Origin of the sequence: Mesorhizobium sp. LHD-90 (assembly GCF_030929505.1) — a bacterium.
GTDB lineage: Bacteria > Pseudomonadota > Alphaproteobacteria > Rhizobiales > Rhizobiaceae > Kumtagia.
In genome coordinates, this window is record NZ_JAVFVV010000008.1 from 152,463 (window position 1) to 170,535 (window position 18,073).

The window sequence follows — 18,073 nt, forward strand, 5'->3', positions numbered from 1 at the left end:
GTTCGAAACCCAATCGCCCGGCAATCGCCGAAATCCGCGGAACCCGACCGGTCGGCGATGCAAAGCGGCGAGATTTTGGCTTTTTCGTGATTAAAATCAGCGCGTCCCAAATATCGCGGACGCGGGGTCAGGCGCGCCGGATTTCAACCGTATAAACTAGGGCGAACGGATCGGGGCGAAGCCTTGCTTCGGTCCGGTCATTCGACCAGATCGCGGTGTCGTGGCGGGTGAGGTTCGTTGGACCGTCACCCAAGTCCACTTGCAACCGTCCTTCCGCGCAAAAGATGGCCACGTCATGACCATGCGGCGCGATATCCAAGGTTTCAACCAGATGCAGACGGCGGACGGCATGCGCGACGCGCCCGCGCCGCGACATGACGTTGAGGTCGAGAACGGGACCTGAAACCAGATCCGCCGAGGCGGAAGCGTCCGCCGCGAAGAAATGCGGGGCGGAGGATGTTGTCAGTTCGACCGGCTCGTCCCTTCCCACCCGCAGCCGGATTCCTTCGCCTTCAAGGATCGACAAGGTCCGATCTATTCCGGGAAATGCGGAGAACGGGCCGTCGGTCTCGACCGTGGCCATCGACAGCCGCCAGTCGAAATCGTCAAGGCCCGAGCCCTGCGGCGACACGGCGATCTCGGCCGTCGTGCCGCCGCCGTTCTTCCATCGCATGACGCGATGGTCGGCGGCGCGGATGACGGTGGGACCACTCACCAGAGGATGCCAGGAAGGTCGAGTTGATGCTCGCGGGCGCAATCGAGCGCGATGTCGTAGCCGGCATCGGCATGGCGCATGACGCCCGTCGCCGGGTCGTTCCACAAAACACGCTCCAGCCGCCGTGCAGCGTCTGGCGTGCCGTCGGCGACGATGACCATTCCGGCGTGCTGCGAAAAGCCCATGCCGACGCCGCCGCCATGATGCAGCGACACCCAGGTCGCGCCGGAGGCGGTGTTCAGCAGAGCATTGAGCAGCGGCCAGTCGGACACGGCGTCCGATCCGTCCTTCATCGACTCGGTCTCGCGGTTAGGCGAGGCTACCGAGCCAGAATCGAGATGGTCGCGGCCGATGACCACCGGCGCCTTCAATTCGCCCTTGGCCACCATCTCGTTGAAGGCGAGGCCCAACCGATGGCGGTCGCCGAGCCCGACCCAGCAGATGCGCGCCGGCAGGCCCTGGAAGGAGATGCGCTGGCGCGCCATGTCCAGCCAGTTGTGCAGGTGGGTGTTGCCGGGCGTCAACTCCTTCACCTTGGCGTCGGTGCGATAGATATCCTCGGGATCACCCGACAGAGCGGCCCAGCGGAACGGGCCGATGCCGCGGCAGAACAGCGGACGGATGTAGGCAGGCACAAAACCGGGGAAGGCGAAGGCGTTCTCAAAACCCTCGTCCTTGGCAACCTGGCGGATGTTGTTGCCGTAATCGAGCGTCGGCACACCGGCGTTCCAGAAGCCGACCATCGCCTCGACATGCTCACGCATCGAGGCGCGCGCCGCCTTCTCCACCGCCTTCGGATCGCTGACGCGCTTCTCGCGCCATTCGGCCAGCGACCAGCCTTTCGGCAGGTAACCGTTGAGCGGATCGTGGGCGGAAGTCTGGTCCGTCAGCATGTCCGGCCGCACGCCACGCCGCAGCAGTTCCGGCACGATATCCGCCGCGTTGCCGAGCAGGCCGACGGATTTCGCCTCGCCGGCCTTGGTCCAGCGCTCGATCATCGCCAGCGCCTCGTCCAGCGTGTCGGCACGCTCGTCGACGTATCGCGTGCGTAGACGGAAATCGATCGAGTCGGGATTGCATTCGATGGCGAGGCAGGAGGCGCCAGCCATTACGGCGGCCAGCGGTTGCGCTCCGCCCATGCCGCCGAGACCGGCGGTAAGAATCCACTTACCCTTGAGATTGCCGCCATAATGCTGGCGGCCGGCCTCGACGAACGTCTCGTAGGTGCCCTGCACGATGCCTTGCGTGCCGATGTATATCCACGAGCCGGCCGTCATCTGGCCGTACATCATCAAGCCCTTCTTATCGAGCTCATTGAAATGCGCCCAGTCGGCCCAGTGCGGCACGAGGTTGGAGTTGGCGATCAGCACGCGCGGCGCGTCGGCATGGGTGCGGAACACGCCGACCGGCTTTCCCGACTGCACCAGCAGCGTCTGGTCGTTCTCCAGCGTCTTTAGCGCGGCGACGATGCGGTCGAAATCGTTCCAGGTGCGCGCCGCACGGCCGATGCCGCCATAGACCACCAGCTCGTTGGGGTTCTCGGCCACGTCGGGGTCGAGATTGTTCATGAGCATCCGGAGCGGCGCTTCGGTCGTCCAATATTTCGCATTGAGCTCGGGCCCTCGCGGTGCGCGGACTTCGCGGATGTTGTGGCGCGGATTGGTCATAATGCGCTCCTTCGGCGGCGGCGTTCAGGCGGCGAGGCGCCTGGCGACGGTTTCGAGTTCAATCAGGATTGTTTTGAGATGGACGCGCAGCCGCTGCGCCTTCGCCTCGTCATAAGCGAAGGGCGTCGCCTCGCTGGCAAGGTGCGTTGACTGGGTCAGTTCCATCTGGATGGCGTGCACACCCTTCAATGGCTGCCCATAGTGGCGCGTCGTCCAGCCACCCTTGAAGCGGCCGTTGACGACGTGGGTGTAACCCGTCGCTTTCGCGCAGATTTCTTGCGTTGCCTTCTCGATCTCCGGGGCGCAGGTCAGCCCGCTGTTGGTGCCGATGTTGAAGTCGGGCAGCGTTCCCTCGAACAGGAACGGGCAGACGGAACGGATCGAATGGCAATCGTAGAGGATGGCGACGCCATGTTCCGCCTTCACCCGCTCGATCTCGGCGGCGAGCGCGGCGTGGTAGGGCTTGTGGAAAGCCTCGAGCCGCGCGGCGATGTCGGTCTCGCTCGGCGCTTCGCCTTTCCGCCAGATCGGCTGGTCGTCGAAATCGGTCAGCGGCACGAGGCCAGTGGTGTTCTGACCGGGATAGAGGCTTTGCCCCGATGGATCGCGATTGGCGTCGACGACATAGCGGTGGAACGTCGCCCGCACCATCGTTGCGCCGGGCAGCAGGCCGTCATAGAGCCGGTCGACATGCCAGTCCGTATCCCTGAGTTTTTGGCCCTCGTCGTTCAGACGTTCCCGGATGTCGGCGGGCACATGCGTGCCGGTATGCGGCAGGCCGAGGATGACCGGCGAAGAGCCGCGCGTGACTTTGACGGGGGTCATGCGTCCAGCTCCGGTAATATTCCCGCGCTAACGCTTCCGTTGAGAGTGCCGGACAGAACGAGGTCCGCCCCGGCAGCAAGATCGTCGGCCATATAGCGGTCGACCTCAAGATCGGGCACGGCCGCTCGGATCGCGGCGTGCGCCTTGAGCAGTTCGGTTCCGGTCTTCAGCGGGCCGCGGAAATCGACGCCCTGGGCGGCGGTAATCGCCTCGATGCCGATGATGCCGGCCAGGTTCTGCGTCATCTGCAAGAGCCGCCGCGCGCCGTGGCAGGCCATCGAGACGTGGTCCTCCTGATTGGCGGAGGTCGGCGTCGAATCCACTGAAGCCGGATGCGACATCTGCTTGTTTTCGCTCATCAGCGCGGCGGACGTCACCTCGGCGATCATCAAGCCGGAATTAAGCCCCGGTTTCTTCGCCAGGAAGGCCGGCAGGCCGAAGGACAGCGCAGGATCGACCAGAAGCGCGATGCGCCGCTGGGCGATCGCGCCGATCTCGCAGACCGCGATGGCGATCTGGTCGGCGGCGAAGGCGACCGGCTCGGCATGGAAGTTGCCGCCGGACACCACCGAGCCGTCGGCCAGCACCAGCGGATTGTCGGTGACGGCATTGGCCTCTGTCTCCAGCGTGCGCGCGGTCATGCGCAGCAGGTCGAGGCAGGCGCCGTCGACCTGCGGCTGGCAGCGGATGCAATAGGGATCCTGCACCCGCTCGTCGCCTTCCAGATGGCTGTCGCGGATTTCCGAACCTTTGAGCAGCGCGCGCAAGGCGGCCGCCGTGTCGATCTGGCCGCGATGGCCGCGCAGTTCATGGATTTCGGCATGGAACGGCGCGGAGGAACCCATCGCCGCATCGGTCGACAGCGCGCCGGTGATCAGTGCGGCCCGCGCCGCTCGATGCGCGCGGAACAGGCCGGTCAGCGCCAGCGCCGTCGACACCTGCGTGCCGTTGATCAGTGCAAGGCCCTCCTTCGCGGCCAGCACGATCGGCTTGAGCCCTGCCTTGGCAAGTGCGGCCTCAGCCGGCATGCGCGCGCCTTCCAAGAACACGTCGCCAACGCCGATCATCGCCGCCGTCATATGCGCCAGCGGCGCGAGGTCACCCGAGGCGCCGACCGAACCCTTTTCCGGGATCACCGGCACGATGTTTTTGGCCAGCATCGCTTCGATCAGCGCGATCGTTTCGGGCCGCACGCCGGACGCGCCGCGGCCGAGCGAATTCAGCTTCAGCGCCATCACCAGCCGCACGATCCCGGGGGCCAGCGGCTCGCCGACGCCACAGCAGTGCGACAGGATCAGGTTGCGCTGAAGCGTCTCGACGTCGCCGGCCGGAATACGCACGCTGGCTAGCTTTCCGAAGCCGGTGTTGATGCCGTAGACCGGATCGCCCTTGGCGACGATGCCGGCAATCACCGCCGCACCGGCGGCGATGCGGTCGCGGCCGGCCGGGTCGAGCGACGGCACCGCGCCGTCGAGCACCGCGCGCCAATGGTCGAGCGGAACGGTTCCGGGCCGCAGGACGATCTCGTTCATTGGCCCCTCCAGACGCGCTGATGCAGCGGATTGAATCCCATGCGGTAGACCAGTTCGGCCGGCCGCTCGATGTCCCAGATGGCGAGGTCGGCCCATTTGCCGGCCTCCAGCGTGCCGGTTTCGCCGGCGATATCCAGCGCCGCGGCGGCATTGCGGGTGACGCCGAGCAGGCACTCCTCCACCGTCATGGAAAACAGCGTGGCCGCCATGTTCATGGTCAGAAGCAGCGAGGTCAGCGGCGAGGTACCGGGGTTGCAGTCGGTCGCCACCGCCATCGTCACGCCGGCATCGCGGAAAAGCTGGATCGGCGGTTTTTTGGTCTCGCGGATGAAATAATAGGCGCCCGGCAGGATCACGGCGACTGTGCCGGCCTTGGCCATCGCCGCCGCGCCGTGCTCGTCGGTGTATTCGAGGTGGTCGGCCGACAACGCGCCATACCGGGCCGCGAGCGCGGCGCCGCCGAGATTGGAAAGCTGGTCGGCATGCAGTTTTACCGGCAGGCCCAGTGCCTTGGCCTTGTCGAACACGCGGGAGATCTGTTCGGGCGAGAAGGCTAGCCCCTCGCAAAAGCCATCGACAGCGTCGGCAAGCCCTTGCGCCGCGATCGCCGGCAGCATGTCGTCAGCGACCTTCGCAACATAAGCATCCTTGTCGCCGGCAGCCTCAGGCGGCAGCGCATGGGCGCCGAGAAAGCTGGTCCTGACGGAGACGGCCCGTTCCTGCCCCAGCCGCCGCGCCGCACGCAGCGACTTCGCCTCGTTGTCGGCATCGAGCCCGTAGCCGGACTTCACCTCCACCGTCGTCACGCCCTCGGCGATCAGCGCGTCCAGACGCGGCAAGGTCTGGCGGACGAGTTCGTCTTCATTCGCCGCGCGGAGCGCCCGCACCGACGATACGATGCCCCCGCCCGCTTTCGCCACCTCCTCATAGGTCGCCCCGGCCAGCCGCATCTCGAACTCGCCTGCGCGATTTCCGGCATGCACGAGGTGCGTGTGGCAGTCGATCAGCCCGGGCGTGATCCAGCGCTCCCCGCAGTCGACCATATCGGCGTTGGCGGCCAAGCCCGCCGGCAGATCGGCTTCGGGCCCGGTGAAGGCGATCTTGCCGTCAACCGCCGCGATGGCGCCATGCTCAACGATGCCCAATCCGGGGAGTGCAGGCGACATGGTCGCAAGCTGGGCATTGCGCCATATGCGCGTACCCACCGCTGCTCTCCGTCCCGTCACGGCCATCACTTTTCCATTTCCCAATCGACCTCAATATGTATATACATAATGAACAAAGATGCAAGCGGGCGATTGAACATGACCGGTATTTTCGCAAGGGAAGCGCTTCTGCCCACCGGCTGGGCCTCGAATGTCCGAGTCACGTTCGAGCGCGGCGCTATCGTCAGCATCGAGCATAACGCCTCTCCAGCCCAAGCTGATGAGCGCGCCGCTATCCTGCTGCCCGCCATGCCCAACCTCCACAGCCATGCGTTCCAGCGCGGCATGGCCGGGCTGGCGGAGACGCGCGGCCCCGGTGACGACAGTTTCTGGTCGTGGCGCGAGGTGATGTACCGCTTCGCCCTATCGATGACGCCGGAACAGGTCGAGGCGGTCGCCGCCCAGCTTTACATGGAGATGCTGGAAGCAGGTTTCGGCCGCGTCGGCGAATTCCACTATCTCCACCACGACCGCGACGGTCGGCCCTATGCGAACATCGCGGAAATGGGCGAACGCATCGCCGCAGCAGCATCGGAAACCGGCATCGGGCTCACCTTGCTGCCGGTCTTCTATGCGCATTCGGGGTTCGGAGGCCTCGTGCCGAACGACGGCCAGCGGCGATTCATCAACGATATCGACTCTTTCTCAAGATTGCTTGAAGCAAGCCGCGAGGCGGTAGCGGGTCTGTCCGACACAATCGTCGGCGTCGCGCCGCACAGTTTGCGCGCCGTCACGCCAGACGAGCTCGCCACCGTCACGCGCATGGCCCTATCGAACCCCATCCATATCCATGTCGCCGAACAGACCCGCGAAGTCGACGACTGCATTGCCTGGTCTGGCGTCCGTCCGGTCGAATGGCTGCTCGCCAACGCGCCGGTCGGCGAAAACTGGTGCCTTATCCACGCGACCCACATGACCGATGGCGAAACCGCGGCAATGGCGAAAAGCGGGGCGATCGCCGGCCTGTGCCCAGTCACCGAGGCAAATCTCGGCGACGGCATCTTTGCCGGCCGCGCCTTCCTCGACCAGGGCGGAAGGTTCGGCGTCGGCTCGGATTCCAATGTGCTGATCGGCGTCGCAGACGAATTGCGCCAGCTTGAATATTCGCAGCGCCTTCTTCACCGCCAGCGCAACGTGCTGGCGCCGCCCGGCGGCTCGAACGGTAGGGCGCTGTTCGACGCAGCACTCGTCGGCGGCAACCAGGCGCTCGGCGGGCGGCCTTCCGGCATCGCTGTCGGCGGCGCGGCAAGTCTTGTCTCGCTCGCTTCCGGACATCCTTCGCTTGCCGGCAAGTCGGGCGACGCTATCCTCGACGCCTGGATCTTCGCCAACGGTGCGAAAATCGACTGTGTCTGGGTCGCGGGCCGCAAATGCGTGGCGGAAGGCAGGCATTTCGACCATGAGGCAATTGCCGAGCGCTTCAGGAAGACAATGATCGCGCTCTCGGCGGTTTGACGGAGATTCGCTGGCGATGGCGTTGACGGAAATAGCGGATCGGCCTGCCGGCGAAGACGCGCCGTCGCTGCACCAGCGCATCCTGTCGGACATTTCGGAAAAAATCGTCTCCGGCGAATGGGCGCCGGGCCACCGCATCCCGTTCGAATACGAGCTATCGGCCACCTACAATTGCTCGCGCATGACGGTGAACAAGGCCCTGTCGCAACTGGCCAAGGCCGGCATGATCGAGCGGCGCCGGCGCTCCGGCAGCTTCGTGCGGCGACCGAAGTCGCAAGCCGCAATTCTCGAAATCCACGACATAAAGACCGAGGTGCAGGCGCTCGGCCTGCCTTACCGCTACCAGTTGGTGTCGCGGCGCATGCGGCGTGGCACGGCGGACGACCGCGAGCGACTGGGCCTGACCGAGCCATCCACCGTCATAGCGCTGACGTCATTGCATTTCGCGGGCCATCGTCCGTTCTGTCACGAGGACCGACTGATCAGCCTGAGAACCGTGCCCGACGCAGAGCACGAGGCTTTTGCCGAGATCGCACCCGGCCCGTGGCTCGTCGGCCGTATCCCGTGGAGCGTCGCCGAGCACCGCATCCGCGCCGCCGGCGTGGACGCCGGGGTCGCGTCCACGCTCGATATCGACGCCGGCACGCCGTCGCTGGTGGTTGAGCGCCAGACCTGGAGCGCCGACCAGCCGGTGACGCATGTGCGCTTCACCTATGCGGGCGATGGCCACACGCTGGTCGCCCGCTTCACGCCGGCGCAGGGGTAGCGCTAGGGACAGTTCGCCTCCTTTCGGTAGCAGCCCGTGGCGGCTCAGAAGCCGCACGGACCGAAAGGCAAACTTTCCCCGACACTTACCCGGCGCACTTATTCTCAGATCGCCGCGGTGATGATGATCTCGACCTTGTATTCCGGTCCGGCCAGCTTTGCCTCGCCGGTGGCGCGGGCCGGTGTGTTGCCCTGCGGCACCCAGGCGTCCCACACGGCATTCATCTCCTGGAAGGTCGACATGTCGGCCAGCCAGATGATCGCCTGCAGGATCTTGGTCTTGTCGGTCCCGGCTTGCGCAAGCAGCCCGTCAATCGTGGCGAGGATCGCCTTGGTCTGCGACGTCACGCTTTCACCGGGCGCGCCGACCTGGCCGGCGAGATAGACGGTGTTGCCATGGATGACGATGTCGCTCATGCGTGGACCGACACCAAGCCTCTTGACGCTCATATTCATTCCTTCCTGAGAGTTGCCGGACTATTCCGGGCGTGAAACGCGAAACCGGTTGGGCGAAAGCGCCGGCACGATCGCCTCCATCTCGGCCGGCAGCGTCGCCCGCCTTATCAACGCTCCGGCCAGCCGTGACAAGCCGGGAGACGTCTGGATTCCGTAGCCGCCCTGCCCCGCAAGCCAGAAGAAACCATCCGCCGTCCGGTCGAACCCCGCGACCGGCGTGCGATCCGGAGCGAAGGTTCTTAACCCCGCCCAGCTTCGCTCGACATGCGTCACCGGCATCGTCACTGCCTGCTCGAAGCGGTGCAGCCCCTCCGCCAAGACCATGTCGTCCGGAAAGGCGTCATGCGGCTCGACCGGATCCTCGTCGGACGGCGAGACGAACAGTCTCCCGCCGTCCGGCTTGGCGTACCAGGTCTCGGCGGCATCGTTGAGCAGCGGCCAGCGGCGGATGTCGTAGCCTTCGGGGCCGGGCAGGACGGCCATCGACCGCCGCAGCGGCTGCAGCCCGACGGGTTCGATGCCGAAAGACCGCGCGACGGTATCGGCCCAGGCGCCACTGGCATTGACAACGACCGGCGCGGCGATTCGGAAATCCCGTGTCTCGACGATCCAGCGTCCCTCGGTCCGCTCGGCGGACAGAACGCCATTGTCGGTCACCAGCCGTACGCCGCGGGCTTTCGCCGCCTTCAGCCAGCCCTGGTGCAGCGCGGCGACGTCGATGTCCTGCGCGTCTTCCTCGTAGGAAGCCGAAACGAGCGTTTCCTTGCGCAGGATCGGCACCATTGCCATTGCCTCGGCGATCGAAATCTCGCGTATTCCTTCCGCCTCGGCGAGCAGCTTGGCATATTCCTCCGCAGTCTCGGCGCTGGCAACATAAAGCACGCCGCGCTGGGAGAGTAGCGGATGGGGAAAAAGCCCCCTGTCAGCGCCGTGGAAGAGCGGAGCGCTGGCACGGGTCAGCGTGCGGATGACCGCGTTGCCGTAATTCTGGATGAACAGGGCGGCCGAGCGCCCAGTCGAATGATAGCCCGGCCGGTCTTCCCTCTCGACGATCACGACGCGGAAATCGCGCGCCAGATCGGCCGCCACGCCCGCGCCGGCAATACCCGCGCCAATGACGAGAACGTCGGTCTCGATCGTTTCGGCCATGACGCTCTCCATGCTGCCGCCCCGGATGCCTACGACCTACCGACGTGGAAAAGCCCCCGCAAGCGCACCGCTGTTCGCCAGCGCCGCAAAGCGATGGTCCAGGCGCGAGCCGGAAGGTTGCGGCGCGCCGCGCGCGGTGGCATGACAGCCGCAGAAGAATTACGGAGTTTCGACCATGGACATCCGCCAGGTTACCGACGACTACGCCGTTTCCGGCCAGATCGCCACCGACGACATCCAGGCCATAAAGGATGCCGGCTACAGGAGCATCATCTGCAACCGCCCCGACGACGAGCAGCCCGGCCAGCCCAGCGCCGCCGACATCGCCACCGCCGCGGAAGCCGCCGACCTCGTCTTTCGGCACATCCCCTTCGTCAGCGGCCAGATGACCGAGGATGACGTCCAGAAGATGGTCGAGGCGCTGGACGAAATCCCGGGGCCGGTTTTCGCCTATTGCCGCTCCGGTGCACGCTCCACCAACATCTATATGGCCGCCAAGCAGGCAAAGGGATAGCGCGCTAGGCCCTCGCTACCTCTCACCCGCTTCGACTTCTTCCGCAACCGGTGCCAGGCATGACGCGTATGGCGTCAAGCCTGGCCACCGGGCGAAGGTCACTCCAGCGTTGGATCACTCGGGATAGGTTTCAGCACCCTCCGGCGTCGGCTTGTTGAAAAGGATGAATACCAGGGGATTGCCGGGTTCGGTCATTGCGTCGCTGCGCTGGCCTGTCACCTCTCCGGCCACGCCGCTGGCATATTCCGCAACCACCTCGCCAAAACTGTTTCGCTGGATCGCCACCTTCTGTCCGGCCTCGACCTTGTCGTTGAGCTTGACCAGATGCTCGACGATCCCGCCCTGGGTCGCCAGGACCGGGAACGCACTATTGCCGACAAAGACAGGCACGTCCTTGCCCGTGCGTCCCATCGGCCCGGCCACGATGCCGTGATGCTTGAGCACGTTCATCGTGCCTTCCACGAACAGCGTGATCATCTCGAGGTCCAGATGGCGGGCAGCCCCGATCTCCGGGCAAAAGGACGGGATGCCCGCGGCGATAAACGCGTTGTGGAGGACACTGGGATATGTAGGGTTGTCGAAGATCTGGCCGACGGGATAGAGTTCCGCCATCGCCTTGATCTCGGGCACGTCCATCTCGGCAATATTGAATGCGGCGACCTCGAATCCGGTCGTTCCGGTATGGAAGTCGATCGCGAAGTCGGCGTTTGGCCGCAGCAGCCGGTTGAACAGCAACCCGGCATGCCGGCTGGCCGCGGTGATGTCGTTCTCATTGCCGGGCCACACCCGGTTCATGTCGACAAGGTCGATGCCCCTGCCCTGGTTGGGCCATCTGCGCTGCATGCTTTCGATTGCCGGGCGGGCAATGTCTGTGACCGCCACCACCGTTCCGGACATCTGCGCCGGATCGAGCTGGTTCATCACCGTCTGGACCGTATGCATGGAACTCATCTCGTCGCCGTGGACACCGCTGGTCAGCACGACGCGCTTGCCCGGCTTCGCTCCCTTGGCGACGGTCACGGACACATACCAGTGCTGGCCGCTGGGCATCCGCACACCCTGAAAATACAGGAAGTGCTTCTTGCCGGGTTCCAGGTCGTTGACGTCGAGCGTGCTGACGACCTTTTTTCCCTCGATAACCTCTCCCGTATAGACCGTTCCCGATATCGGATCGGTAGATGGTTTTGCCGCCTCCTGGGCATTTGCGGCAAGAGTGTTGACGGCAAGGGCCGCCGACGCGCCGACCGTGGCGATCGACGCGATCATGAAGTCGCGGCGCCCGAGGCCTTCTTGAGGTCTGTCCGACATGACGGGGATCCTTTGCGATGTGAAAAGCTGCGTTCGAAAACGACGCGCAGATCGACTATAAAAACCGCCACTCAACTTGCAACCACGAGTGGGCTCACGGGGTTCACAAAGGCAGCGCGCCGGTCTCCTTGAGCGTGTCCAGCACGATGGCGGTCTTCACATGCTGCACGGAATCGTGCGGCAGAAGTTCGTCATTGACGAAACGCGACAGCGCCTTCAAATCCGGCGTCACCACCTTCAGGTAATAATCCATCTCGCCGGTCAGCGCATGCGCCTCCTGCACCTCCGGCAGGCGCGAGATCAGTTCGGCGAAGCGGCGGGCGTTGTCGCGGTTGTGGGTCGCCAGCGTCACGGAGACCACACTGACCAGCGAAAAGCCAAGCCGCTCTCGGTCGAGCAACGCCCGGTAGCCGGCGATAAAACCTTCCTCCTCCAGCCGCTGGCGACGTCGCGAGCATTGCGAAGGCGACAGGTTCACGCGTTCCGACAGGTCGTTGTTGGTCAGCCGCGCGTCCGCTTGCAGCAGCGCCAGTATCTTGCGGTCGAAATCGTCGATGCGTTCGTCCTGCATGGCATCCACCCTCATCATGCACGATCCGTGCATGAGGGCTGCACGAAACATCACCGAATGCAAGCACAATGCGGCCCGATCGGAGTATGATTTCCGGCAGTCCGCAATTCGACCGACCGGAGGCCATCATGGGTCCCTTCCCGCACGACGCACCGCCCGCGAAGATCAGCAAGGCCAACCCCGCCGGCACCGACGGTTTCGAGTTCGTCGAATTCGCGCATCCCGAGCCGGAAAAGCTGGCAACGCTGTTCCAGCGTATGGGTTATGCTGCAGTCGCGCGCCACCGGACCAAAAACATCACCATCTGGCGGCAGGGCGACATCAACTATGTGCTGAACGCCGAGCGCGGTTCGCATGCGATGAATTTCGTCGAGAAGCACGGCCCCTGCGCGCCATCCATGGCCTGGCGGGTGGTCAATGCGCAGCATGCCTTCGACCATGCCGTGTCGAAAGGCGCGACGCCCTATCGCGGCAATGACAAGGCGCTGGACGTGCCGGCCATCGTCGGCATTGGCGGCTCACTGCTCTATTTCGTCGACCACTATGGCGAGAAGGGCTCGGCCTACGATCAGGAATTTGAGTGGCTGGGCGAGCGCGATCCAAAACCCGAAGGCGTCGGCTTCTATTTTCTCGACCACCTCACCCACAATGTCTATCGCGGCCAGATGGACAAGTGGTGGGCGTTCTACCGCGAGCTCTTCGGCTTCAAGCAGATCCATTATTTCGATATTGACGGGCGCATCACCGGCCTGGTCAGCCGGGCCATCACCAGCCCCTGCGGCAAGATCCGCATCCCGCTGAACGAGTCCAAGGACGACACCAGCCAGATCGAGGAATTTTTGAAGAAATACAAGGGCGAAGGCATCCAGCACATCGCCGTGGGTACCGAGGACATCTATGGCGCCACTGATCGGCTGGCCGGCAACGGCTTGAAATTCATGCCTGGCCCGCCGGACACTTATTATGAGCGCTCCTTCGCCCGCGTTTCCGGCCATGACGAGCCGATCGAGCGCATGAAGAAGCACGGCATCCTGATCGACGGCGAAGGCGTGGTCGACGGCGGCATGACAAAGATCCTGCTTCAGATTTTCTCCAAGACCGTGATCGGCCCGATCTTCTTCGAGTTCATCCAGCGCAAGGGCGACGAGGGTTTTGGCGAAGGCAATTTCCGCGCCCTGTTCGAGTCGATCGAGGAGGATCAGATCCGGCGCGGCGTGCTGCACGCAAACAAGGCTGCCTAACGGCACCTTTGCCCCGCAATCAGGGCTGGCAGAAATGCCGGCCCTTTTTGTTTATGCGAGCAAGGAGCTTTGCTATAATAGCGCCGCTGTAAATCGGGGCACACATCATGCGGCCGCACGAATATTGGTCTGAAACGCCCGCCGATCGAAAAGCACGGGTTCTACGACAGGAGTCCGATCGCGACAGCTTGGTGAACGATCATATGGAACTGGTCTACAGCGCAGACATCAACGAGATTTTCGCGGAATTGCTTCGCCTGCATGCAATCGTGAAAGACGAGCGAACACAGGAACTGATCGACCGCGTTTTCGCCGACGCCGACCGTTTCGCCAGAGGCTAGTTTGCGCCCGCTTGGTCATCTAGCCTCAGCCGGGCCACCTCCTCCCTTCTGAATTTCCAATCGTAGTCGAGAAAATACTCGTCCAGTTGCGGCGGCTTGACCGAGGTGCCGGACAGCATCGCGTGTACCTGGCCGCGATGGTGGATCTCGTGGATAAACAGATGCGCCAGGAGGTCGCCGATGCGTTCGGGGATCATGCCCGCCTCGCCGCGATCCGTGAGGACGCGACGATCGAGATCGGCCGGAGACAGGCTTTCGCAAAATGCCAACAGCCGCCGGTCGAAGGCTGACTGGCGTTCCGCAAGCTCCTTCGCGTCGCCGCTGTCGACATAGGTGTCGAAGATTTTCGTGCCGACGCCGCGCTCTTCCACCATGTCGAGATAGAACAGATCGACCGACAGGATGTGGTTCAGCGTCTCCTTGAGCGATGGGAAGAAGCTGGTGCGCGGCGCCTCCAATTCACCGGGCTGCAAGGCCTGCAAGGCGCGATAGAGCCGGTCGTTCGACCACAGATTGTTTTCGGCCATCCGGCGAAAGTGGGTAAGCTGGCCCATCCTCATCCCTCCGGCAGCCGGGAAAGATAAATGCCCGCCCCGAGCAGCGCGAAGCCGAGAAGATTGACCAACAGCAGAACGTTCATACGTCGCCGCATGCCTTGAGTCTCGGCATCGCGCGCCACGCCCGAATTGGTAACTGTGTGGAAGATCATGGCGTTGCGCGGAAAGCCGGAGGTGTTTGTCAATGCCGGCGAGCGCGCCTCGATCCGATAGGACAGCCGGATCGCCAGGATGAAGACGGAGACCATGACGAGCCCCCAAAGTCCGGTGACGATCGGGAACATCAAGTTCATCGCCTAACCACCCGTCGGCCGCACGGTCTGCTCGATGGCGCCGAAGATCGAATGGCCGCTCCGGTCCTTCATCTCGATGCGCACCGTGTCGCCGAAGTGCATGAACGGCGTTACCGCAGCGCCGGTCTCTATGGTCTCGACCATGCGCTGCTCGGCGATGCAGGAATAGCCCGCGCCGCCCTCCGACACCGGCTTGCCCGGCCCGCCGCCCAGCTTGTTGGACACCGTGCCCGAGCCGATGATGGCGCCGGCGGCGAGCGGCCGCGTCTTCGCCGCATGGGCGATCAGTCTTGGAAAGTCGAAAGTCATATCGACGCCGGCATTGGCCCGGCCGAACGGTTTGCCGTTGAGTTCCACCAGCAGCGGCAGATGCAGGCGGCCGCCGTCCCAGGCGTCGCCCAGTTCGTCCGGCGTGACCGCCACCGGCGAGAAGGCGGAGGACGGTTTCGACTGGAAGAAGCCAAAACCTTTTTCCAGTTCCGCCGGGATCAGCCCGCGCAGGCTGACGTCGTTGACCAGCATGACAAGCCGGATGGCCGCGGCCGCCTGTTCGACCGACGCGCCCATCGGCACGTCGTCGACGATGACCGCCACCTCGCCCTCGAAATCGATGCCCCAGGCCTCGTCGGACATGGCGATGGCGTCGCGCGGCCCGAGGAAGGAATCCGAGCCGCCTTGATACATCAGCGGATCGGTCCAGAAGCTTTCGGGCATGTTGGCGCCGCGCGCCTTCCGCACCAGCTCGACATGGTTCACATAGGCCGAGCCGTCGGCCCACTGATAGGCGCGCGGCAGCGGCGAATGCGCGTCATGCTCGTGAAAACGCGAGGTCGGCACCGCGCCGGTCTCCAGCGATTCGGCCATTGCCGAGAGATGCGGCGACAGCCGCAGCCAGTCGTCGAGCGCGGCCTGCAGCGTCGGCACTAGGAAGGAGGCATCCGTGTAGCGCGTCAGGTCGCGCGACACGACCACAAGCTGCCCGTCGCGGGAGCCGTCCTTCAGGCTGGCAAGCTTCATGCGTGTTCTCCTCCCGCCCTGACCGCCTGAGGCGTCCAGGAGTCTTGTATAAACCAGAAAGCCCTCACGCCTCCACGAAGACCTGAAAGCCTCCGTAAATCAAGCGCTTCATGTAGGCAGGCATATTCTCCATGCCCGGCTTCATCCGCTCGTCGGCCATTACCTTCTTCATCACCTCGTCGCGGTGCTCGCGGGATTTGTAGGTGACGTAGGAGAAGATGACGAGTTCGTCCGCCTCCTTCTTCACCGCCAGCGGGAATGACGTCACCTCGCCGTCCGGCACGTCGTCACTGTAGGCTTCCACATAAGAGAGCGCGCCGTGTTGCATCCAGACGGTCCGGCCAAGCTCGGCGTTCTTCTTGTACTCTTCGAATTCCGCCTTCGGCACGGGCAGAACGAAGCCGTCGACATAGGTCATGATCTTCTCCTCTCAGCCACCGTGGCTGTCCCGAGGACGATCGAGTCAGCTGCCTGCCGACATTCTACATACGAAAACGGGACGGCGCGACCGGCCCGCATGATGCTGCCCGTCACCTGACAGCATTGCCGCTGCGAGAAGCGGAGCGGCGTCAGCCGATCAGGCGCGGATACTGGACGCGGGGCGGCAGGCGGTGATGCACCAGCGCCAGCGCCACGAGGCTGACACAGCCGATCAGGATGGTCACGAACAGCGAGGCGCTGCTTGCCGGAGAGGCCAGCGCCACCAGCGGCACCGCGCCCGCCGGTGGATGGGTGATGCGCAGGATCAGCATGCCGGCGATTGCCGCGCCGACCGCGACAGCCGAAACCCAGAGTACGCCCGGAAAAGCCAGTGCGACCGCCACGCCGATGATCGTCGCCAGCAGATACCCGCCAAAAATGTTGATCGGCTGCGCCAGCGGGCTCGCCGGCTGGCCGAACAGCAGGACCACGGTGGCGCCCAGCGGCGCGATCAGCAAGGGCAGGCCGGTCAGCGACGACAGCGCGCCGACGCCGCCAATGCCGATGATGGCGCCGATGCCGGATTTCAGATGCGAAACCGCCCGGCCGTTCGGCTCATGGCGGACGATAAATGGCACGATGTGACGGCGCATGCGGGAACCCGGCGATGAAGGCCCGGCTCGATAGCAATTTGCCTACGCAACAGGCAACGAACAAAATTCGAATTTTGGGCAGAAGATGAAAATTTCATCGCGCCGGCCCTTGCCCGAGCGATGTCCTCACCAGTCCATCACCACTTTTCCGGAATTGCCTGACTTCATCGCCTCAAATCCGGAAACATAATCGTCGACGCCGATGCGGTGGGTGATCAGGCCGGTGACGTCGAGCGGCCCCTGCACCAGGGCGATCATCTTGTACCAGGTCTCGAACATCTCGCGGCCGTAGATGCCCTTCAGATGCAGCATCTTGAAGATCACCTTGTTCCAGTCGATCTCGAAACCGGTCGGCGCGATGCCCAGAATGGCGATCTTGCCGCCATTGTTCATGGTGTCGATCATGTCGCGGAAGGCGGGCGCCGCGCCCGACATCTCCAGCCCGACGTCAAAACCCTCGGTCATGCCGATGCCGCTCATTACGTCGCGCAGCTTTTCCTTCGAGGCATCGACCACATGCTGCACGCCGAGTTTTTTGGCCAGCGCCAGCCGCACCGGGTTGATGTCGGTGATCACCACTTTTCGTGCACCGACGCACTGGGCGACGAGCGCGCCCATGATGCCGATCGGCCCGGCGCCGGTGACCAGCACGTCCTCGCCGACCAGGTCGAAGGAAAGCGCGGTGTGCACGGCATTGCCGAGCGGATCGAAGATCGCCGCCACCTCGTCCGGAATGTCGTCGGGGATTGGCACGACATTGTGCTGCGGGATCGCCAAAAATTCGCCGAAGGCGCCCGGCCGGTTGACGCCAACGCCCAGCGTATTGCGGCAGAGATGCCCCCTGCCCGCGCGGCAGTTGCGGCAATGGCCGCAGACGATGTGGCCCTCGCCGGAGACGCGCTGGCCGACCTTGTATTCGGTCACCGCGGAGCCAAAATCGGCGACCGTGCCGACAAATTCATGGCCGGTCACCATCGGTACGGGCACGGTTTTCTGCGCCCACTGATCCCAGTTGTAGATATGGACGTCGGTGCCGCAGATCGCCGTCTTCTTGACCTTGATCAGCACGTCGTTGGGGCCGATCTCGGGGACCGGTACCTGTTCCATCCAGATTCCCGGCTCGGCCTTGGCTTTGACGAGGGCACGCATCATGTTGGACATAAGATTACTCCGAGCCGGTCAAATGAGTTCATCATCCTGCGGCCTGCCGTCAGAATCGGCTAGTGCCTCGAATTCTATCGGCGCCTGGCGACGGGTAAACCGCGCGCGGGCACATTCTGAATGCGAAAAGAGGTACTGGGAGCCGCCGTCAACCCAAAGATTCATCAGCCGGAACTCTATTGCATTCCGGTCGGAACTTTCGATCAAGCGCCCACAAAAGCAGCACTG

Annotated in this window: 20 protein-coding genes; 5 read left to right on the plus strand and 15 right to left on the minus strand. The window is 64.1% G+C overall.

Annotation, left to right across the window (positions count from 1 at the left end; genetic code table 11):
* Positions 1 to 127: 127 nt before the first annotated feature.
* From RB623_RS13220 to hutI, 5 genes are read right to left on the minus strand one after another with little or no spacing between them, the layout of a single operon-like run.
* On the minus strand, positions 128 to 715 hold the full coding sequence (locus RB623_RS13220) for a HutD family protein (RefSeq protein WP_308057310.1): 588 nt from the start codon (positions 713 to 715) through the stop codon (positions 128 to 130).
* Positions 712 to 2,382, minus strand: coding sequence for a urocanate hydratase (gene hutU, locus RB623_RS13225; protein WP_308057311.1), 1,671 nt, complete (start codon positions 2,380 to 2,382; stop codon positions 712 to 714). The genes RB623_RS13220 and hutU overlap by 4 nt, the downstream gene beginning before the upstream one ends.
* A 24-nt stretch (positions 2,383 to 2,406) precedes the next feature.
* Positions 2,407 to 3,207, minus strand: coding sequence for an N-formylglutamate deformylase (hutG, locus tag RB623_RS13230; RefSeq protein ID WP_308057312.1), 801 nt, complete (start codon positions 3,205 to 3,207; stop codon positions 2,407 to 2,409).
* Positions 3,204 to 4,739 carry a histidine ammonia-lyase gene (gene hutH, locus RB623_RS13235; RefSeq protein ID WP_308057313.1) on the minus strand — a complete coding sequence of 512 codons (1,536 nt, stop codon included), beginning with the start codon at positions 4,737 to 4,739 and terminating at the stop codon, positions 3,204 to 3,206. Before hutH ends, hutG begins: the two co-directional genes overlap by 4 nt.
* Complete coding sequence (gene hutI, locus RB623_RS13240) at positions 4,736 to 5,971, minus strand: imidazolonepropionase (protein ID WP_308057439.1); 1,236 nt, start codon at positions 5,969 to 5,971, stop codon at positions 4,736 to 4,738. The genes hutH and hutI overlap by 4 nt, the downstream gene beginning before the upstream one ends.
* A 72-nt stretch (positions 5,972 to 6,043) precedes the next feature.
* On the opposite strand from hutI, the gene RB623_RS13245 reads away from it, so the two are divergent.
* Together RB623_RS13245 and hutC are read left to right on the plus strand one after the other, a co-directional pair.
* Positions 6,044 to 7,399, plus strand: coding sequence for a formimidoylglutamate deiminase (locus tag RB623_RS13245; RefSeq protein ID WP_308057314.1), 1,356 nt, complete (start codon positions 6,044 to 6,046; stop codon positions 7,397 to 7,399).
* A gap of 16 nt (positions 7,400 to 7,415) precedes the next feature.
* Positions 7,416 to 8,165: a histidine utilization repressor gene (gene hutC / locus RB623_RS13250; protein WP_308057315.1), complete on the plus strand. Its 750-nt coding sequence runs from the start codon at positions 7,416 to 7,418 to the stop codon at positions 8,163 to 8,165.
* Between the two features lie 104 nt (positions 8,166 to 8,269).
* On the opposite strand, the gene RB623_RS13255 is transcribed toward hutC, so the two are convergent.
* Both RB623_RS13255 and RB623_RS13260 read right to left on the minus strand, forming a co-directional pair.
* A complete protein-coding gene (locus RB623_RS13255) occupies positions 8,270 to 8,614 on the minus strand; it encodes a RidA family protein (RefSeq protein ID WP_308057316.1) in 345 nt (114 codons plus the stop codon).
* A 27-nt stretch (positions 8,615 to 8,641) separates the two neighbouring features.
* Positions 8,642 to 9,769 (minus strand): FAD-binding oxidoreductase, encoded by a 1,128-nt coding sequence (locus RB623_RS13260; protein ID WP_308057317.1) that lies wholly within the window; start codon positions 9,767 to 9,769, stop codon positions 8,642 to 8,644.
* Positions 9,770 to 9,944: 175 nt separating this feature from the next.
* On the opposite strand from RB623_RS13260, the gene RB623_RS13265 reads away from it, so the two are divergent.
* Entirely contained in the window at positions 9,945 to 10,283 is a 339-nt protein-coding gene (locus RB623_RS13265) for a TIGR01244 family sulfur transferase (protein ID WP_308057318.1), read from the plus strand.
* Between the two features lie 114 nt (positions 10,284 to 10,397).
* On the opposite strand, the gene RB623_RS13270 is transcribed toward RB623_RS13265, so the two are convergent.
* Together RB623_RS13270 and RB623_RS13275 are read right to left on the minus strand one after the other, a co-directional pair.
* Complete coding sequence (locus RB623_RS13270) at positions 10,398 to 11,591, minus strand: succinylglutamate desuccinylase/aspartoacylase family protein (protein WP_308057319.1); 1,194 nt, start codon at positions 11,589 to 11,591, stop codon at positions 10,398 to 10,400.
* 103 nt (positions 11,592 to 11,694) lie between these two features.
* The gene (locus tag RB623_RS13275; RefSeq protein ID WP_308057440.1) at positions 11,695 to 12,162 is read right to left on the minus strand and encodes an Lrp/AsnC family transcriptional regulator; all 468 of its coding nucleotides are present in this window, start codon (positions 12,160 to 12,162) and stop codon (positions 11,695 to 11,697) included.
* A 128-nt stretch (positions 12,163 to 12,290) separates the two neighbouring features.
* Between RB623_RS13275 and hppD the strand changes: the two genes are divergently transcribed.
* Positions 12,291 to 13,403 (plus strand): 4-hydroxyphenylpyruvate dioxygenase, encoded by a 1,113-nt coding sequence (hppD, locus tag RB623_RS13280; RefSeq protein ID WP_308057320.1) that lies wholly within the window; start codon positions 12,291 to 12,293, stop codon positions 13,401 to 13,403.
* A gap of 107 nt (positions 13,404 to 13,510) precedes the next feature.
* On the plus strand, positions 13,511 to 13,744 hold the full coding sequence (locus RB623_RS13285) for a hypothetical protein (protein ID WP_308057321.1): 234 nt from the start codon (positions 13,511 to 13,513) through the stop codon (positions 13,742 to 13,744).
* Here RB623_RS13285 and RB623_RS13290 read toward each other — a convergent pair.
* The 6 genes from RB623_RS13290 to tdh all read right to left on the minus strand — a co-directional run bounded on the left by RB623_RS13290 (position 13,741) and on the right by tdh (position 17,845).
* Positions 13,741 to 14,298, minus strand: coding sequence for a DinB family protein (locus RB623_RS13290; RefSeq protein WP_308057322.1), 558 nt, complete (start codon positions 14,296 to 14,298; stop codon positions 13,741 to 13,743). The two genes, RB623_RS13285 and RB623_RS13290, sit on opposite strands and share 4 nt — an antisense overlap.
* Positions 14,299 to 14,300: 2 nt before the next feature.
* Positions 14,301 to 14,594 (minus strand): hypothetical protein, encoded by a 294-nt coding sequence (locus RB623_RS13295; protein ID WP_308057323.1) that lies wholly within the window; start codon positions 14,592 to 14,594, stop codon positions 14,301 to 14,303.
* Positions 14,595 to 14,597: 3 nt separating this feature from the next.
* Entirely contained in the window at positions 14,598 to 15,611 is a 1,014-nt protein-coding gene (locus RB623_RS13300; RefSeq protein ID WP_308057324.1) for a fumarylacetoacetate hydrolase family protein, read from the minus strand.
* A gap of 64 nt (positions 15,612 to 15,675) precedes the next feature.
* Positions 15,676 to 16,029, minus strand: a complete 354-nt coding sequence (locus RB623_RS13305) for a DUF1428 domain-containing protein (protein ID WP_308057325.1) — start codon at positions 16,027 to 16,029, stop codon at positions 15,676 to 15,678.
* 151 nt (positions 16,030 to 16,180) lie between these two features.
* Positions 16,181 to 16,684 (minus strand): HPP family protein, encoded by a 504-nt coding sequence (locus RB623_RS13310; RefSeq protein ID WP_308057326.1) that lies wholly within the window; start codon positions 16,682 to 16,684, stop codon positions 16,181 to 16,183.
* A gap of 126 nt (positions 16,685 to 16,810) precedes the next feature.
* Positions 16,811 to 17,845, minus strand: coding sequence for an L-threonine 3-dehydrogenase (tdh, locus tag RB623_RS13315; RefSeq protein WP_308057327.1), 1,035 nt, complete (start codon positions 17,843 to 17,845; stop codon positions 16,811 to 16,813).
* Between the last annotated feature and the right edge of the window lie 228 nt (positions 17,846 to 18,073).

Bases quoted from the DNA above. Each gene is read 5' to 3' on its own strand.
- hutU (WP_308057311.1), bottom strand. From the start codon at position 2,382: ATGACCAATCCGCGCCACAACATCCGCGAAGTCCGCGCACCGCGAGGG.
- hutG (WP_308057312.1), bottom strand. From the start codon at position 3,207: ATGACCCCCGTCAAAGTCACGCGCGGCTCTTCGCCGGTCATCCTCGGC.
- hutH (WP_308057313.1), bottom strand. From the start codon at position 4,739: ATGAACGAGATCGTCCTGCGGCCCGGAACCGTTCCGCTCGACCATTGG.
- hutI (WP_308057439.1), bottom strand. From the start codon at position 5,971: ATGGCCGTGACGGGACGGAGAGCAGCGGTGGGTACGCGCATATGGCGC.
- RB623_RS13245 (WP_308057314.1), top strand. From the start codon at position 6,044: ATGACCGGTATTTTCGCAAGGGAAGCGCTTCTGCCCACCGGCTGGGCC.
- hutC (WP_308057315.1), top strand. From the start codon at position 7,416: ATGGCGTTGACGGAAATAGCGGATCGGCCTGCCGGCGAAGACGCGCCG.
- RB623_RS13255 (WP_308057316.1), bottom strand. From the start codon at position 8,614: ATGAGCGTCAAGAGGCTTGGTGTCGGTCCACGCATGAGCGACATCGTC.
- RB623_RS13260 (WP_308057317.1), bottom strand. From the start codon at position 9,769: ATGGCCGAAACGATCGAGACCGACGTTCTCGTCATTGGCGCGGGTATT.
- RB623_RS13265 (WP_308057318.1), top strand. From the start codon at position 9,945: ATGGACATCCGCCAGGTTACCGACGACTACGCCGTTTCCGGCCAGATC.
- RB623_RS13270 (WP_308057319.1), bottom strand. From the start codon at position 11,591: ATGTCGGACAGACCTCAAGAAGGCCTCGGGCGCCGCGACTTCATGATC.
- RB623_RS13275 (WP_308057440.1), bottom strand. From the start codon at position 12,162: ATGCAGGACGAACGCATCGACGATTTCGACCGCAAGATACTGGCGCTG.
- hppD (WP_308057320.1), top strand. From the start codon at position 12,291: ATGGGTCCCTTCCCGCACGACGCACCGCCCGCGAAGATCAGCAAGGCC.
- RB623_RS13285 (WP_308057321.1), top strand. From the start codon at position 13,511: ATGCGGCCGCACGAATATTGGTCTGAAACGCCCGCCGATCGAAAAGCA.
- RB623_RS13290 (WP_308057322.1), bottom strand. From the start codon at position 14,298: ATGGGCCAGCTTACCCACTTTCGCCGGATGGCCGAAAACAATCTGTGG.
- RB623_RS13295 (WP_308057323.1), bottom strand. From the start codon at position 14,594: ATGAACTTGATGTTCCCGATCGTCACCGGACTTTGGGGGCTCGTCATG.
- RB623_RS13300 (WP_308057324.1), bottom strand. From the start codon at position 15,611: ATGAAGCTTGCCAGCCTGAAGGACGGCTCCCGCGACGGGCAGCTTGTG.
- RB623_RS13305 (WP_308057325.1), bottom strand. From the start codon at position 16,029: ATGACCTATGTCGACGGCTTCGTTCTGCCCGTGCCGAAGGCGGAATTC.
- RB623_RS13310 (WP_308057326.1), bottom strand. From the start codon at position 16,684: ATGCGCCGTCACATCGTGCCATTTATCGTCCGCCATGAGCCGAACGGC.
- tdh (WP_308057327.1), bottom strand. From the start codon at position 17,845: ATGTCCAACATGATGCGTGCCCTCGTCAAAGCCAAGGCCGAGCCGGGA.